Raw genomic sequence first — 16,564 nt, 5'->3', positions numbered from 1 at the left:
TATGATGGAATCAGCATCCGTTTTTTCTTCCGGGCAAGCGCCGGAATTTATATTCTTTTCCCCGTCCCATCTGATCTGGATCGGTCTGCTGATTGTGATGATTCTGGGACTTTATGCGGCCAGAAAAAGAATTCGATCCCGGAGAGCCTTGCGCCTTGGGGTGAGATTCGGATTACTGGGCTTCCTCCTGATTTCCGAGGCCACTTTAAATGTATGGTATTGGACGCAAGGAGCCTGGAATGTTCGTCATACCCTTCCGCTTGAGCTGTGCAGTATAACGCTGCTGCTGTCGATCATTATGCTATGGAGCCGAAGCAGATGGCTGTATGAAGTCCTCTTTTTTGCCGGCATCGGCGGGGCGCTTCAGGCTATACTCACGCCGAATCTGGGTTACGGGTATCCGCATTTCCGGTTCTTTCAGTTTTTCATAGCTCATTCGCTGATCATTCTAGCTCCGTTATATATGACCTGGATCGAACAATACAGGCCTACCTGGAAATCAATCGGGAAAACGATGCTGTTCTTGAACGGCTTGGCTCTGATCATTGGGCTTCTGAATTATGTCATCGGAGCAAATTATATGTTTCTGCTGCGTAAGCCGGATACGCCTTCCATCCTGGATATGCTTGGACCGTATCCTTACTATTTGCTGGCCGAGGAAGGGATTGCGCTGCTTATATTTATTGTAATGTACGGTGTTTTCTTTGCCCTCACGGATAGAATAAAAGGCCGGAGCCAGGAGGCGGCAAAGTTATGAATAATGAGCTGAGCGAAGTGTCGGATCATCTCGATTTCGGCTTGTCCATCGTCTTTATCGGATTCAATCCTAGCATCCGGTCCGGGGAAGCCGGGCATCATTATGCTAATCCGCGCAACAACTTCTGGCGCATTTTGCATCAATCCGGGCTTACCCCGCGTTTGTACGATGCCTCTGAAGACCAGGATCTACTCAAACTGGGTTACGGATTTACGAACATCGTTGCGCGTCCTACCCGCGGCGCGGAAGATATAACGCGCGAAGAATATAAACAGGGTCGGCTTATACTGCGGGACAAGCTAAGAGAGTATCGGCCGCGAATCGCCTGTTTTGTCGGCAAGGGCGTTTATACCGAATACAGCGGCCGACCCCGGGCGGATTGGGGGTTCCAGAGCGAATCTATCGTGGATGGGGTTATCGATTTCGTCGCCCCGTCTTCCAGCGGCCTGGTGCGGATGAAAATGGAGGAAATCATCGGAATCTATCGCGAGCTAGCCCTATTTGTGACAGATTAAGATCAGTTTCTGGAAAACTTTCATTTCTCTCGACTCTTCTTTGGTAGTATGGTATCATGAGAATCTGATAACGTATTAACGAACTAAAGCGTATAGAGCTTTTGTCAACCAGATGGGGGAGAAATTCAGATGAAGAAAAGTGCAATTCTGATAGTGGTATTGGGTATGATGTTAATGGCTCTGGCCGGTTGCTCCGGCTCAGGCAAGGACGATAATAAGCTTGTGATCGGAATCGACGACAAGTTCGCTCCGATGGGCTTCCGGGACAGCGATAATGAGCTTGTCGGATTCGATATCGACTATGCGAAGGCAGCTGCAGAGAAAATGGGAATGGAAGCGACTTTCCAGCCGATCGACTGGTCGGCCAAGGAATCCGAGCTGAACAGCGGACGAATTGACTTGATTTGGAATGGCTACACAATTACCGATGAGCGCAAAGGGAAAGTTCTGTTTACTAAGCCATATTTGAAAAACAGCCAGGTGGTTGTGACTTTGGCGGATTCACCAATATCCGCAATCAGCGAACTGGCTGGTAAGGTCGTTGGCCTTCAATCGCTTTCCTCAGCGGCGGATGCTCTGGATTCGAACCCGATTAAATCCGAGGTCAAGGAAGTATCCGCGTTTCCGGACAATGTGCTCGCTTTGAGTGATTTGAAGACGAAACGTCTGGATGCGGTCGTGATAGATGAAGTAGTGGCCCGCTATTATATGTCCAAAGAAGAAGGAATCTTCAAATTGCTTGATGAATCGCTTGCTCCCGAGGAGTACGGCATCGGCGTGAAGAAGGGCAATGATGAGCTGCTGGACAAGCTGCAAAAGGCATTGGATGAGCTGAGCCAGGACGGGACAGCTGCACAAATCTCCGAGAAATGGTTCGGGGAAGACAAGGTGCTGAACTAGATTCCATTTCAGTGACACTAAGAAAAACCGGATTGAACTCTAAATCCGGTTTTTAGTTTTCATATGAGGAGAGTTACTTATGAGTCTGGATTATTTATGGGATATTACGGGGCCGATGCTGGAAGGTGCGAGAACGACGATTCTGCTGTTCTTTTTGGCGATTTTAACCTCCATTCCGCTCGGTTTTGTCTTTACGTTAATGGTCAAGAGCCGCGTAAAACCGCTGGCCTGGATCGCCAATGTTTATATTTATGTCATGCGCGGAACGCCTTTGCTGCTGCAGATGCTATTTTTCTGTTTTGGACTGCCGGTCATTCCGGTGATCGGGGAATATCTGGTTATGGACCGTTTTGCCGCCGCCTGTCTGGCGTTTACTTTAAACTACGCCGCCTATTTTGCTGAAATATTCCGGGGTGGACTTCTGGCGATAGACAAGGGCCAGTACGAAGCGGCACAAGTGCTTGGACTGGGGCGTTGGCATACGATGACCCGGATTATTCTTCCGCAAATGTTCCGGATCGCGCTTCCGGCGGTATCGAACGAAGCAATTACCTTGGTGAAGGATACGGCGCTTTTATATGCGGTCGCGGTTCCCGAACTATTGCATTTTGCTCAAACTGCTGTCAACCGTGATTTTACGATTATGCCGTTTGTCGTTGCCGGTGTTATTTATTTAGCGATGACGTTGGTGCTGACGTTCTTCTTTAAGATGCTGGAGCGGAAATTTAAATTTGATTAAAGGAAGACTTGCGATGACGAACAATGTCATTATTGAAGTAACCAATATGCGAAAATCTTTTGGAAAGCTGGAAGTGTTGAAGGACGTGTCCTTTCGCATAGCTCCGAGCGAGGTGGTAGCGGTGATCGGTCCTTCGGGCTCCGGGAAAAGCACGATGCTTCGCAGTCTTGCACACCTGGAAGAGGTGAATGGAGGAAGCATCCGGATCGGAAATGAAGAACTCGTTCATAACGGTGTTTATCCTTCCGGGGGAAAGATCAAGGAAATTACATCCCGGATGGGGATGGTGTTCCAGCACTTTAATTTGTTCCCCCATTTGACGGTAAGAGCCAATCTGGAATTGGCTCCGAAGCTGATGAAGAAATATTCGGCCGAGGAAATCCGGAGCAAGGCTTCGAGCCTGCTGGAAAAAGTGGGATTGCAAGATAAGGGGGATGTCTACCCATCCAATTTGTCCGGAGGCCAGAAGCAGCGTGTAGCGATTGCCCGGGCGCTTATGATGAGCCCGGAAATTATGCTCTTTGACGAGCCGACCTCGGCGCTCGATCCGGAGTTGACCGGCGAGGTTCTGCAGGTCATGCGCCAATTGGCCGATGAGCAGATGACTATGATCGTCGTGACCCATGAAATGGGCTTTGCCCGTGAGGTGGCCGACCGGGTCATGTTCATGGCGGACGGCGAATTCATCGAATCGGGAACGCCGGAGCAGTTGTTTGGAAGTCCGCAGCATGAGCGGACTAAAGCGTTTTTAAACCGGGTGCTGTAGTCGCAGCCCCGGTTTTTTTGTACAATAGTTCGAGGAGATGAAAGATTAGGATGAGGAGTGGCAGTATGGAACAGAAAGAAATGCAGGACATGCCGGTTCAAGATCTGGCCTTGATGAAGGAGTATGGCTCTGCAACGGTCGTATCGACGGCTTCCAACTATATTATGGATCGCGAAGAGGCGTTTACGCATACATACCGGACCTATGTCCGGCTTCGGGAGCAGGGCAAACTGGAGCTTCGGTTCTGGTTCAGTAATGCAGTGGATTCCACCTGGGACCAGGGGAGCGTTGCCAAGGGAGGACAATCTGGCGGCAACTGGCTGATCGAGGCTGCGTTCGTAGCCGATGGAGGAACCGGAAGAAACGGCGAAGTTTCCGGTCAATCGCAGGTTCCCGTTACTTTTGACGGCAGCTTGACCCGGCTGGTCCGACCGGGAGAGACGTTTTGGAGCGATTCCGTTGAGATTGAATTGCCGCAAGGCCATGACTTGGCCTTCAGTTGGACTATCGCTTCCGGCTCCGGCCGATCGGTCCCTTACAATACCGAGCAGATGCTGGTAACCGCTTATAATACCCCCGGCAAACATGCGGACGAAGCGGAAGGGGATTTGTTCGCTCTTTCGGAAAATCTTCTCGTAATGCCCGCTTGGATCGGATACAAGAAACAAAGTCACCTGCGGATGGTTTTCTTTGGAGATTCGATTACCCAGGGCGTGAGAACCGCAAAGGACGGGTACGATTATTGGGTGGCGCGGATTGCCGATGGGCTTGGCGCGGATTATAACGTCTGGAATATCGGTTCGGGATGGGCGCGGGCCTATGACGCCGCAGCGGATGGCCCTTGGCTGCATAAAGCCAAACAGGGGGATCAGGTTTTGATTGCGCTGGGCGTCAACGATATCGATATCGGCGAGCGAAGCGCGGAAGAGTTGCTGCAGGACCTGACCAGCATCGTATCGTCTCTCAAAGCAAACAATAGCGAGGCCGACATCATTCTGTTTACGGTGCCTCCGTTTAATTTCAGCGGGAACCGCGAGCAGGTATGGCGGAAGGTGAATGAAGTGCTGAGAACCGCGCCTCCTGCCGGAGTGAGCCGGGTGTTCGATATTGCAGCCGTATTGTCCCAGCCTGCACCGCAGGAACACCAGATCCGGCCGGAATTTATGAGCCCGGGGAATGACCCTCATCCAAACGGCCTGGCGGGCAAAGCGGTGGCTGAAGCTTTCTTGCAATGGTATGAGCGTAAGTAGTAGAACTCCGGTAAACAGCAGGGCAGACCAAGGTTAAGCCATGGGTATTCGCGTACATCTTGTGGACATGTCGAAAAAGGCCTGCTCACCGGATGAACGGAATAAGGAGCAGACCGGATGTGCGGAGAAACTCTTAATATTTGTGGGGTCCTCTCGTAATCTTGTAAGGAGTAACTAGGCAAGGGGCTTCTCCTGGGGCTTCTCCTGGGGCTTCTTCCGGAGCCTTTTCGGGGTCCTGCTTTTTGGAATCTCTTTGGAGTCCTACTTTCCCAGGCTAACGAACCTGAGGAAGCTTATTTGCACGAAATCAGCATGTTTTGGAACCTAACGAACTCCAGTAACGTTATTTGGGCGATAAGAGGTGAATTGCTGCCTTTTTGCTGTGAATAACGTGTCTGGAGTTCGTTATATTTTGAATTGGCCATTTTTAAGCCAAATAAGGGTTACTGGGTTCGTTAGCCATCCAGCATCGCCGTCCAGCGTCACCATTGGCCACAACCCCACCGTCCAAACTCCGATTCAGCGCCCTCACCCCGCACCCTCATCCAAGTACCCTCATCCAAGTACCCTCACTCAGCACAATTTCCCAAACTCCCGCCTAGTGCCACGTCCACACTATATCATCAATCCAAAGACACATTCCCATCAGAGTTACTCCTACCACACTCCCGCAGAATACAATGCATCTCCACACTGACCTGCTTAATGAGAATTGGTTACTATAACCGACGGACCGCACCAAGCACCTATATTGATCGCACTCATTTGCTCCGGTACTCCCGCGGCGATTCACCTTCCTGCTTCTTGAATACTTTGCTGAAGTATTTCACGTCATTGAATCCGACCATCTCGGAAATTTGTTGGAGTTTCAGATCCGGGTTCAGCATCAGCTTTTTGGCTTTGTCGATCCGGTATTTAGTAAGATAATCCGAGAAGTTGATCCCGAATTCTTGCTTGAATTTGCGGGAAACGTATTCGCGGCTGACATAGAAATGACTGGCGATCTCCTGGAGAGACAGCTCGTTACGGTAATGCTGTTCGATATAGGTAATAATTTCGCCGGTCATCCGGTTCTCCCTGGAATGGCGAGCCGAGATTTCTCCGGCAAGGCGGGTCATAAAAGCCCTGGACCAATCGCGCCACGCGGAGGGAGAGAAGGTATAGCTGCTCGTCAGGGGAGGGGTCAGGCTCGATTCGTCGTGTTCGGATTCGGACACCAGGTTATCGGCTTCTTTACCCAGCGCTTCCCGCAGCAGTCTGACTCGAAAAGACAGGATGTCGCTTTCCCAAGCATCAAGCAGCTCGGATGATACGTAGCCCGAACGGCATAATTCGTCGATCCACTGTTGGGCGGCTGAAGAGATTTGGCCAGCGTCTCCGCTCAGAACCGCAGTTTTCCACTCCTCCTGCACACTTTCAAATGATAATGACGCAGCGCCTTCGATCGTATCCTGCTGAGCAGACTTAAGTAGATGGACATATTGATCCGGCTGCAGCAGATTCCTCCGGCAGATCGCAGTTTCCGCTTCGTCATACTGATGGGGAAGACTTTGCGGAAGCTCTCCCGCCATCCCCATACCGACATGAACTCTACGTTGCAGGGTATGGAACAGCCCGTCATTAATCCTTGCTATCAATTCCGGCGCGCGATCCGACGGACCCCATGTTAAAATTACGATTTCCATCGGCGCTCCCCAATACTTGAACGCAATCCCGTGCCGCCCCGGGAGTAGAAACTCATTGCAAATATTAATGAGCGAAAAATGCAGCAATTCGCTATCATACCCGAACCGTCGCAGCAAGGCCGTGTCCCCGGAATCGATCGGGATCAGCAGCAGCCGGCCCTTATCCGCCTCTTCGGGAATCACGCCCTCCATCCGGAGCCGTCTCATTGCGGACTCCGAGGAGCCCGGATCGTCGATGAGCGAGGAGAGAAGCTTCTCACTGTACACCGGCCTGAATTCGTTTAACTGGATGCTCTTCTGCTGATGTTCCCGGCGTTCCTGTTCTTCTTGCCGCCACTGGCCGACAGCTTTGCCAACGGCAGCATTAATCGCCTCGGGATCGATCGGCTTCAAAATATAATCAATGCCCCCGTGCCTTACCGTGCTTCGGACAAATTCAAAATCGTCATGTCCGCTAATCACGATGAATTTGAGGCTCGGCGCATGCTCGCTCACCCAAACCATAAGCTCCATCCCGTGACCGGATTTCATCATCATATCCATAATAACGAGTGCCGGCTTGAATTCCTTAATCATCGCGATGGCTTCGGTGCCGCCGCCGGCTTCCGCGATTTCCTCAATTCCGTGACTTTGCCAATCAACCAGCAGGCGTACCGCCTTCCTCACTCTCGCTTCATCGTCAACGATCAGTGCTCTCATGATTTCTTCACTCTCCGCTTTCATCTTGGACCTTGAATTTCAAGGTAATCCGGACTCCGTCCGGTTTTAAATTAGCTACGATCAACTCAGCATTCTCTCCGTAAACCAAGCGCAGCCGGGTCAGGACATTGATCAGACCGATGGAGGACGTCTTTCCATCCGGCTCATCCTCTCCGGGCTTGACCTGTTCCGCCCCCGATAGGGCAAGGCCGCTCTGCAGCCGGCGAAGCTTGTCATCCGGAATCAAAGCCCCGTTATTTTGCACAATAATCGCCATGTTTCCTTCCGTATCCTTCGTGGCGGTCAGTGAGATCCAGCCCCCGGATTCCGAAAGGTCGATGCCGTGTTTAAAGTAGTTTTCCATAATAGGTTGTAAGATCATTTTCGGCATCGGCACCTGCAGAAGTGAATCCTCGATTTCATAATGAAACGCAAACCGGTTCTCAAACCGTTCTTTTTGCAGTTCTATATAAGCCTTAGCATGCTCAAGCTCGTCCTTTAGGGTCACGGTTCGTTCATCATTGTTCATACTGTAACGCATCATCTTCCCGAGGGAAGAAATCAGGGTATATATTTGCGGTACCTTCAGTTCCAATGCCAACGTACCGATGATCTGCAGCGTGTTATTCAGAAAATGAGGGTTAATTTGCGCCTGCAGTGCCCGAAGCTGGTTGTCCTTGCTGCTAAGCTCCAGTTTGTACTCCCTCAGGATCAAGTTGTTTAACGTGTCCATCATATCGCGGAACCGCTCCGTCAAAACACCGACTTCATCATTTCCCGCAGGAGCTACGTCAACCTGAAGGTTTCCGATTTTCACCTGATTCATATAAGTCGAAAGACGCTTGATCGGGGAAGTGATCCGGATTGAAATCAGGACGATGGCCGTGATGATGACAAGCAAGGCAACTCCGAACAAAACGGCGTTGATCTTAGCGGCCTGATTCGCTTCGCCGAGCAGGTTCGATACAGGAATTTGCTTGACCAGTGTCCAGTCCGCCCCCGTGCTTTGAATGCGCTGATATATAAATACGGCCCCGTTCATTTCAAAAGAGCCCTGATCCCCTGTAAAACCGGCAGCCGGTTTGCCGTACCAATCGTCTTGGAGCGGCTTCCCAAGCAGCGTCTCGTCCTCGGTATACACTAAATTGCCCTCGGCATCAATAATGTACAGATTCTCTTTACTCTTGTCATAGAGCTGGTTGATGATGCCGAAGAGAGCCGACAGCTTCACGTCGATAGATAAATACCCGATGGCTTGATTGGTCGGGATCTTTTCAATCCGCCGGTGCAGGGTAAAGACCTGCTCCTTGGTCGCCTGGGGAAGAGGAGACAGAAGACCGTAATGGTGACTTGGGTGCGTAGTCTGGATTTGCAGCAGCTCTTTTTCGGGCAATGCGGAGGCGGGGTAAGGGGCGGGATCCTGCCAACGCTTCGGAGTTTCCTGGGTGATCATCGTGGCTTTGTTGTCCTTGATGCCATATAGATAAACCTGATAAGCGCCAGGTATCGCTTTGTACATATAATTTAGCGACGAATAGATGCTGATATTGGCGGAAATATCGTCATAACCGGCGTCGAGCTGTCTGTAAAACTCGGCATCCGAATATACGCTGAGGGATACCCGATTGATCTCCTGCAGCATACCGTCGATATTAAGATAACCTTGATAGAGAAGGTTCGTATTTTCTTCTACCGCCCGCGTTCTAAGCGAAGCTGTTGTATGAGAATAGCTAACGATCATAGCAGCTACGATACATATGACAATCGGCAATAACATAAAAACAATCATTTTGGTGCGAATGCTGTTCCATTTCATTTAATCCACTTCCGATCAATATTTTACACCTTAGTGATCACCTCTGTCGGTGTAAGGGGAATCAAAATAATTACATAATAGCATTATAAGACACATAACGACAAAGAGAGACATTGAAAGGGGGGCCAATATGCGTAGCAGAAAGTTATCGCATTATGGACAGCAATTCTTTTTCGTCGGCCCGGCCGTACTATTCTTCACTCTGGTCATGATTATTCCATTTTTAATGGGGATGTATTATTCCTTTACGGATTGGAATGGCGTATCGGGCGAGGTTACTTGGGTCGGCTTCGATAATTTCGCAAAAATATTTTCCGGTGACCCGGATTTCTGGAAGTCCTTCTGGTTTACGGTTCGCTTCACGGTTTTGGGTGTTGTGCTCACCAACCTGGTCGGCTTCTTCCTGGCTTATTTCCTTACAAAGCCTTTGAAATCACGGAACGTCCTGCGTACCGTGTTTTTTATGCCTAACATCATCGGAGGCCTGCTGCTCGGATTTATTTGGCAGTTTATCTTTATTAAAGGCTTCTCAACCTTGGGCGATATGACGGGCTGGTCTTTCTTCCAGCTTCCTTGGCTCGGCGATGCTACCACCGGTTTCTGGGCGATCGTCATGGTGTTCGTATGGCAATACTCCGGTTATTTGATGGTTATTTATATCGCTTCGCTCAGCAATGTTTCCAAGGAAGTACTGGAAGCCGCCGAAATCGACGGGGCCAGTCATTTCCAGGTGCTGCGCAGCATCATCGCTCCGTTGATTATGCCTGCGGTAACCGTCAGCTTGTTCCTGGCGATTTCCTGGTCCTTTAAAATGTTCGACCTCAACCTGTCCCTGACCAAGGGCGGTCCGTTTAAATCGACGGAATCGGTTGCTCTGAACATCTACAATGAAGCTTTCTTGAATAACCGGTATGGTCTCGGTACGGCGAAAGCATTGCTGTTCTTCGTTATCGTAGCGATCATTTCCCTGATTCAAGTTCGCATCACGAAGAGCAAGGAGGTTGAAGCCTGATGGAGACTAGATCGCGCGGAAGAAATGTCGTCATTGAGATTATCATGGCTTTGGTGGCGCTCGTGTTCCTGGCCCCGTTCTATTTCCTGTTTGCGAACTCGGTCAAATCGTTCGGTGAAATTTTGTCCAACGCGGCCTCCTGGCCGTCTAAATTCAACTGGGACAACTATTCGAAAGCATGGGAGCTGGCCCGCTTTTCAGAAGCTTTCCGCAACTCGGCGCTGATCACCATAGTCAGTGTGATTCTGATAACGCTGTTCAGTGCCATGGCCGCTTACAAAATGGTTCGCTCTAACACTAGATTCAACCGTATCTTGCTGATGCTGTTCGTTATGTCCATGGTCGTACCTTTTCAAACGATCATGATTCCGGTACTTAAAGTGGTAAACACACTTGGAGTCAACAACAGCATTTGGGGATTGCTCTTGACGAACCTGGGACTCAGTCTCCCGCTGGCAGTGTTCCTCTTCCACGGATTTGTCAAATCCGTTCCTTTGGAAATTGAAGAGGCTGCGACCGTCGACGGCTGCAACCCGATTACGGTATTCTTCCGGATCGTGCTGCCGCTGCTCAAGCCGATGATGATGACCATTATCGTGCTCAACGCGCTGGCAATTTGGAATGACTATTTGCTGCCGTCGTTGATATTGCAAAATCCTTCGCTGCGGACGATTCCGCTGGCGACCTATTCTTTCTTCGGACAGTACACGAAGCAGTGGGACATGGCGCTTCCGGCGCTGGCCATCGGCATTCTGCCGATCGTCATCTTCTACCTGCTGCTGCAGCGTTACATTGTTGAGGGAATTGCGGCAGGCTCGGTAAAAGGTTAATATCGGACAAGCCTGGCGTTCCATATATAAAGAGGTTGGGAATCAAAAACTTCAAGAAAAATGACTAGGGGGAAATGAAGTTATGAACAAGAAACGTTCTATGGTTATCCTGTCCGTACTGCTCGTGATGAGCATGCTGCTCGCAGCTTGCGGCGGGAAGAACAACGCCAATAATGCTGCAAACGGTAATTCCGGTAACTCCGGTAAGAGCGGAGCAGTCAAGACGGTTAAAGTGTTCCAATTTAAAACAGAAATCGTTGAAGGCCTGAATGAATTGAAGGTCGAATTCGAAAAAGAATATCCGAACATCAAGCTGGACATTCAAACCGTTGGCGGCGGTGCGGACTACGCAGCAGCGCTGAAGACGAAATTCGCTTCCGGTGACGCGCCTGACATTTTCTCTAACGGTGGTTTTGCCGAACTGGATATGTGGCAAGATAAGATCGAAGACTTGTCCGACCAAGCATGGGTTAAAGACCTCGTGCCTTTGGCAGCCGAGCCTATGACTAAAGACGGTAAAGTATACGGCATGCCGATGAACCTGGAAGGGATCGGTTATGTATACAACAAAGATCTGTTTGCCAAAGCCGGCATTACGGAAACTCCTAAAACAATTACCGAGCTGGAAGAAGCGGCTAAGAAGCTTCAAGCTGCCGGAATCACTCCTTTCGGTAACGCTTATCAAGAATGGTGGCTGCTTGGTAACCAAGGGATCAGCACCGCGTTTGCAAGACAGGACAACGTTGATGAATTCATCAAAGGTATGAACGAGGGAACCCAAACGATCGTAGGCAACCAGCAGTTTAAAGACTGGAGCAATTTGCTTAACCTTACAGTGAAATATGGTCAAAAGAACCCGCTGACCACGGATGCCAACACTCACCTTGCCTTGTTCGCCAACAGCGAAATCGGTATGATGCAGGAAGGCAACTGGGCGCAAACTTTGATCGACAATATTACTCCGGGCATGAACATCGGGATGTTCCCAATGCCGATTGACGACAATGCCGAGAAGAACGACAAGCTGACTGTAGGGATTCCTGCAAACCTGGTAGTAAACAAAGATTCCGCTTCTAAAGAAGAAGCAAAAATCTTCTTGAACTGGCTCGTAACTTCCGATATGGGTAAAGAGTATATCGTTAAAAAATGGAAGTTCATCCCTGCTTTGACGACGATTCCTGCATCAGCCGAAGATATCGGCATGCTGGGTGCGGACGTGAAGAAATATGTAGACGAGAATAAAGTTTACGGTCTGCAATCTTCGAAATTCCCGGATGGGGTAACTCAAGAATTCGCCAGCGCCATTCAGGAGCTCATCGCGGGCAAAACCGATGTGAACGGCTGGATGACCAACATGCAGGCGGCATGGGATAAGTTGAAGAAGTAATTAACTGAATAATCAATCTACTTGTGTCAGGCAGACTGCTTCCGCGCTCTCTCGTTATAGAGGGCAGACGGGAGCAGTTTTGCCGTTTTTTGCAATAGGCGTTTCGGATAAGGAGGAGAGGTAATGGAAAAGAAGCGAAAATTCGCCAGTGGAGTAAAAATGGGAGTGGATTATTATCCCGAACATTGGGACAGCGAGCTCTGGGAACAAGATATCCAATTAATGAAAATAACGGGGATTCGAGTCGTGCGCATGGGCGAGTTTGCTTGGAGCCGGCTTGAACCTTCATCAGGCGTTTATGAATTTGACTGGCTGGATCAAGTATTGGATTTGTTTCACAAGTACGATATTGAAGTGGTTCTCGGGACGCCGACGAACACGCCGCCGCGCTGGCTAACGGATTTGAGACCGGATATTTTACCCGTGTTTGCCGACGGGAGCGTTTATCATCCCGGGGTACGGGGGCATCGGTGCTACAGCAGCGATTCGCTGAACATATACGGTTCAAGAATCGTGGAGCGAATGGCGGAGCATTTCGGAAAGCATCCGGCCGTCACAGGGTGGCAAATCGACAACGAGTTCGGTATGATCGATTGCCATTGTCCCCGGTGCAGCAGAGGGTTCCGCGAATGGGTAGAACGGAAATACGGGACCTTGGAAGCGGTCAACCGGGAATGGGGAACCGTGGTTTGGAGCGGGGAATATAGCGATTGGTGCCAGATCGGCCCTCCGCATGGAGGATCACCGCATCAGAATCCGTCCTATTTGCTGGACTACGCGAGATATCAATGGGATGAGGTCGTAAAGTTTCAGCATACCCAAATCGAAATCATCCGGAAACATGCTCGCGGTCAATTCATTACCCACAACTTTCACAGTTATCCCCAGCGCCTGGATCAGTACCAGATCGGCAAGGAGCTTGATTTCGCCGCTTTTGATTATTATCCGAACACTTCTCCGGACAAACAGGCAACAGGCCCTTACAGCGGCGCATTATCTCTGGACGTCACACGGGGCATTAAGCGGCGGAACTTCTGGATCATGGAACAGCTTAGCGGACCGCCCGGATGCTGGTTTCCGATGTGGAGAACTCCGTATCCCGGGTTTATTCGGGCCTTTGCCTGGCAGGCTATAGCGCGGGGAGCCGACACGGTCGTGCATTTCCGCTGGAGAAGCGCGGTCGCCGGAGCGGAGCAGTTCTGGCACGGACTGATCGATCACAGCAACATTCCCGGGCGTAAATTTGAAGAATTCGCCGCGCTTTGCGCTGAAGTGAATACGCTGTCAAGGAAGCTCCGGGGAACCGAGCTGCGGCATGATGCTGCCATCCTCTTTTCCCATGAACAGCTGGAATCCCTCCGAGTTCAACCCCAGGTCGAGGGTATGAACTATTATGAGAATATCAAGGAGTACCACCGGGCCTTGACCAAGCTTGGAATCGGCTGTGACGTGATCGATTGGAACGAGCCGCTGGACCGATATAAGCTGATTGTGGCGCCCAGCTTGTATCTGATGAACGAAGAGATAGCGGGCAAATTGGAGCGATTCGCTGCGGAAGGGGGGACACTGATTCTCACCAGCCGTTCCGGAGTGAAGCATATGAACAATCAATGCGTCATGATGCCGCTGCCCGGATTGCTTGCGAAATGCGCGGGGGTCGCTGTACAGGAATATGACCCGATCGGAGGCGATGTCCATGAAATCGTGGATGAAGAGGGTCGGACATTTACGTGCCGCCAATGGTGCGATATTCTTTCGCCGAATGGGGCGGATATTGTGATGAGGTATGGCGGGGATTTCTATGCCGGCATACCGGCGGTTACCGTCAATGCCTTCGGGCAAGGGCAGGTTTATTATCTGGGGACCCACCCGGAGGAGGCCTGGTTGATGAGTCTGTTCAGTGAAGTGGCTTCCAAATTAAAGATAACGATGTTCCCCGGACTGCCCGAAGGGGTCCAGGTTACGGTTCGAACCGGTAGAGACAGATCGTTTTTGTTCGTACTGAATTTATGTCGTGAAGCGCGCAAAGTTACGCTGCCCGGCGCGTATCCAAGTTTGCTTTACGGCGAATCCAGAGGGCTTGAGCTTGAGCTGGAGCCGTACGGCGTTGATATTTTGGAAATGAGATAGACGGGAAATCCGATGTTAGGTAATATGTTCTTGTGAAAATATGGCTTACTCAGGAGCAGACAACATGGACATAAACGTAACCAAACGGCTGAACGTCGGAATCTTTGCGCACGTCGATGCGGGAAAAACGACGACAACCGAGCATATATTGTTTGAGAGCGGACGGACACGGACGCTGGGAAGCGTGGATGAGGGGACGGCGTTGACCGATTCCATGGATATTGAACGTCAACGGGGGATTTCCGTCCGGGCCGCGATGACCTCATTTAGCTGGAAAGGAGTCCAGGTGAATCTGGTCGATACCCCGGGGCATGTCGATTTTCTCTCGGAGGTAGAGCGTTCGCTCCGGGTCATGGATTGTGCGGTGCTCATTCTTTCTGCTGTGGAGGGTGTTCAGGCACAGAGTGAAATGATCTGGAACGCTTTGCGAAAGCTTGCGATTCCTACTTTGGTTTTCGTAAATAAAATGGACCGGGTCGGGGCAGACCCGGAAACCTTACTGTCGGAGATCCATAAATTTCTGTCGCCCGATATCGTTCCTGTTCAACTGCCGCTAGGCAGAGAGCAGGAGTTTACGGGGGCTATAGAGTTGCTTGAGGATGCTCCAATGGACGTAGCGGGGAACAAAGCGCGGATTCGGCTGTTTGAACACTTGGCCGAACGGGATGAAACGCTGCTGGAGTCTTATTTGAACGGCGATGCCATTTCTTTGGTCAAGTGGCGGAGCTGTGCGGTAGAGTCGGCAAAGGCGGCCAAGCTGTTCCCCCTGGTCTATGGGGCGGCCGCGAAAGGCATCGGGATCGAGGCGTTGCTGGACGCCATGATTCATTACCTGCCCTTGGCGGGAGGGGACGCCGAGGCCCCGTTATCGGGCATCGTGTTCAAAATCGAACGCGACAAGAGTATGGGCCGGATGGCTTATGTCCGTTTGTATCAAGGGAGTTTGCGCAACCGGGATAACGTACATAATTATACCCGGGACATTCAGGAGAAAGTGACGCAAATCCGGAAAGTCGAAGGGGCCCGCTCTGAGGATCTCGGATGGCTGGCCGCAGGAGATATCGCCGCAGTTTGCGGACTTTCGCATGTAAGGATTGGGGATATTCTCGGAGTACCCGACGCGATCCCGCCGGAAGCGAAGCTGGCCGTTCCGCTTTTGACGGTCCGTGCTTACTGGAAGACTGAGGCGGACTATCCGCATGTCGTCCAAGCCCTTCAGGAGCTGTCCGATGAAGATCCGCTCCTTGATGTGCAATGGCTGCAGGATGAACGCGAACTGCACGTCAAAGTGATGGGTCCGATCCAATTGGAGATTTTGCACAGTATTCTTGAGAACCGTTATGGATTAACGGTGACGTTCGGGAATCCGTCTGTTATATATAAGGAAACCCCTAAGCAAGCCGGTGAAGGGTTTATCGCCTACACGATGCCTAAGCCGTGTTGGGCTATACTCCGCTTCCGGATCGAGCCGGGTCCCCGAGGCAGCGGGCTTGTGTATGAAGCCAATGTGAGAACGGAGGATTTGCTTCCACAGTACCAGAACGAGGTCGAGCGGCGCGTACCAGAAGCTTTGCAGCAGGGGATGTTCGGCTGGGAGGTGACGGATCTGAAAGTCACCTTGACCTATGGACAGCATCACGTGTGGCATACGCACCCGCTGGATTTTGCCGTGGCTACGCCTATGGGAATTATGGATGGGCTAGCTAATACCGGAACCGCCCTGCTCGAACCTGTGCTCCAGGTTCGAATCGTTGTTCCAGAGGAGAATGCAGGGCGAGTAATCAACGATTTCGCGCTGATGCGCGGAACGATGGAACCGCCGGTGCTGCAGGGCGACCGGATGCTGATCGAAGGCCGGCTGCCGGTTGCAACCTCGATGAATTATCCGGTTGAGCTGAGTTCCTATACGAAGGGCCGCAGCACCTTTTCCTCATTTTTCGCGGGATATGAGCTCTGTCCGGCCGAGGTTTCGGCCAAACGTCAGCGCCGGGGAGTCAACCCGCTGGATCAGGCGAAATATATCCTTAGCGTGCGGAAAGCTTTGCAGGGATAAAATTTGCCAAAGCACCGACTCGCCG

13 protein-coding genes are annotated in these 16,564 nt (G+C 51.0%); 11 read left to right on the top strand and 2 right to left on the bottom strand.

Annotated features, from left to right (window positions below):
- The first annotated feature begins 4 nt into the window (after window positions 1-4).
- The 6 genes from NYE70_RS21000 (at window position 5) to NYE70_RS20975 (ending at window position 4,927) form a co-directional block, all read left to right on the top strand.
- Window positions 5-757 (top strand): YwaF family protein, encoded by a 753-nt coding sequence (locus NYE70_RS21000; protein ID WP_445323885.1) that lies wholly within the window; start codon window positions 5-7, stop codon window positions 755-757.
- Window positions 754-1,272 carry a mismatch-specific DNA-glycosylase gene (locus NYE70_RS20995; RefSeq protein WP_244861559.1) on the top strand — a complete coding sequence of 173 codons (519 nt, stop codon included), beginning with the start codon at window positions 754-756 and terminating at the stop codon, window positions 1,270-1,272. The genes NYE70_RS21000 and NYE70_RS20995 overlap by 4 nt, the downstream gene beginning before the upstream one ends.
- A 129-nt stretch (window positions 1,273-1,401) precedes the next feature.
- The gene (locus NYE70_RS20990; RefSeq protein WP_213655399.1) at window positions 1,402-2,172 is read left to right on the top strand and encodes an amino acid ABC transporter substrate-binding protein; all 771 of its coding nucleotides are present in this window, start codon (window positions 1,402-1,404) and stop codon (window positions 2,170-2,172) included.
- 79 nt (window positions 2,173-2,251) lie between these two features.
- Complete coding sequence (locus NYE70_RS20985; protein ID WP_213655400.1) at window positions 2,252-2,911, top strand: amino acid ABC transporter permease; 660 nt, start codon at window positions 2,252-2,254, stop codon at window positions 2,909-2,911.
- A gap of 13 nt (window positions 2,912-2,924) precedes the next feature.
- Entirely contained in the window at window positions 2,925-3,677 is a 753-nt protein-coding gene (locus NYE70_RS20980; RefSeq protein WP_341047961.1) for an amino acid ABC transporter ATP-binding protein, read from the top strand.
- Window positions 3,678-3,742: 65 nt separating this feature from the next.
- Window positions 3,743-4,927, top strand: a complete 1,185-nt coding sequence (locus NYE70_RS20975) for an SGNH/GDSL hydrolase family protein (RefSeq protein ID WP_341047959.1) — start codon at window positions 3,743-3,745, stop codon at window positions 4,925-4,927.
- Between the two features lie 761 nt (window positions 4,928-5,688).
- Here the strand turns inward: NYE70_RS20975 and NYE70_RS20970 are convergent.
- Together NYE70_RS20970 and NYE70_RS20965 are read right to left on the bottom strand one after the other, a co-directional pair.
- Window positions 5,689-7,335 carry a response regulator transcription factor gene (locus NYE70_RS20970; protein ID WP_341047957.1) on the bottom strand — a complete coding sequence of 549 codons (1,647 nt, stop codon included), beginning with the start codon at window positions 7,333-7,335 and terminating at the stop codon, window positions 5,689-5,691.
- Window positions 7,319-9,127, bottom strand: coding sequence for a cache domain-containing sensor histidine kinase (locus NYE70_RS20965; RefSeq protein WP_341047955.1), 1,809 nt, complete (start codon window positions 9,125-9,127; stop codon window positions 7,319-7,321). The genes NYE70_RS20970 and NYE70_RS20965 overlap by 17 nt, the downstream gene beginning before the upstream one ends.
- 130 nt (window positions 9,128-9,257) lie before the next feature.
- Here NYE70_RS20965 and NYE70_RS20960 point away from each other — a divergent pair, with 130 nt between their 5' ends.
- From NYE70_RS20960 to NYE70_RS20940, 5 genes are all read left to right on the top strand, one after another.
- Window positions 9,258-10,139, top strand: coding sequence for a carbohydrate ABC transporter permease (locus NYE70_RS20960; protein ID WP_211021589.1), 882 nt, complete (start codon window positions 9,258-9,260; stop codon window positions 10,137-10,139).
- A complete protein-coding gene (locus tag NYE70_RS20955; RefSeq protein WP_211021590.1) occupies window positions 10,139-10,969 on the top strand; it encodes a carbohydrate ABC transporter permease in 831 nt (276 codons plus the stop codon). Before NYE70_RS20960 ends, NYE70_RS20955 begins: the two co-directional genes overlap by 1 nt.
- Window positions 10,970-11,051: 82 nt before the next feature.
- Window positions 11,052-12,356, top strand: a complete 1,305-nt coding sequence (locus NYE70_RS20950) for an ABC transporter substrate-binding protein (RefSeq protein WP_341047953.1) — start codon at window positions 11,052-11,054, stop codon at window positions 12,354-12,356.
- Between the two features lie 123 nt (window positions 12,357-12,479).
- Complete coding sequence (locus NYE70_RS20945; RefSeq protein ID WP_341047952.1) at window positions 12,480-14,486, top strand: beta-galactosidase; 2,007 nt, start codon at window positions 12,480-12,482, stop codon at window positions 14,484-14,486.
- A gap of 64 nt (window positions 14,487-14,550) precedes the next feature.
- On the top strand, window positions 14,551-16,539 hold the full coding sequence (locus NYE70_RS20940) for a translation factor GTPase family protein (protein ID WP_341047950.1): 1,989 nt from the start codon (window positions 14,551-14,553) through the stop codon (window positions 16,537-16,539).
- Window positions 16,540-16,564: the final 25 nt, after the last annotated feature.

Source organism: Paenibacillus sp. FSL R5-0407 (assembly GCF_038009185.1).
GTDB classification, from domain to species: Bacteria; Bacillota; Bacilli; order Paenibacillales; family Paenibacillaceae; genus Fontibacillus; species Fontibacillus vini.
This window is presented reverse-complemented; position numbering and strand designations above follow the sequence as displayed.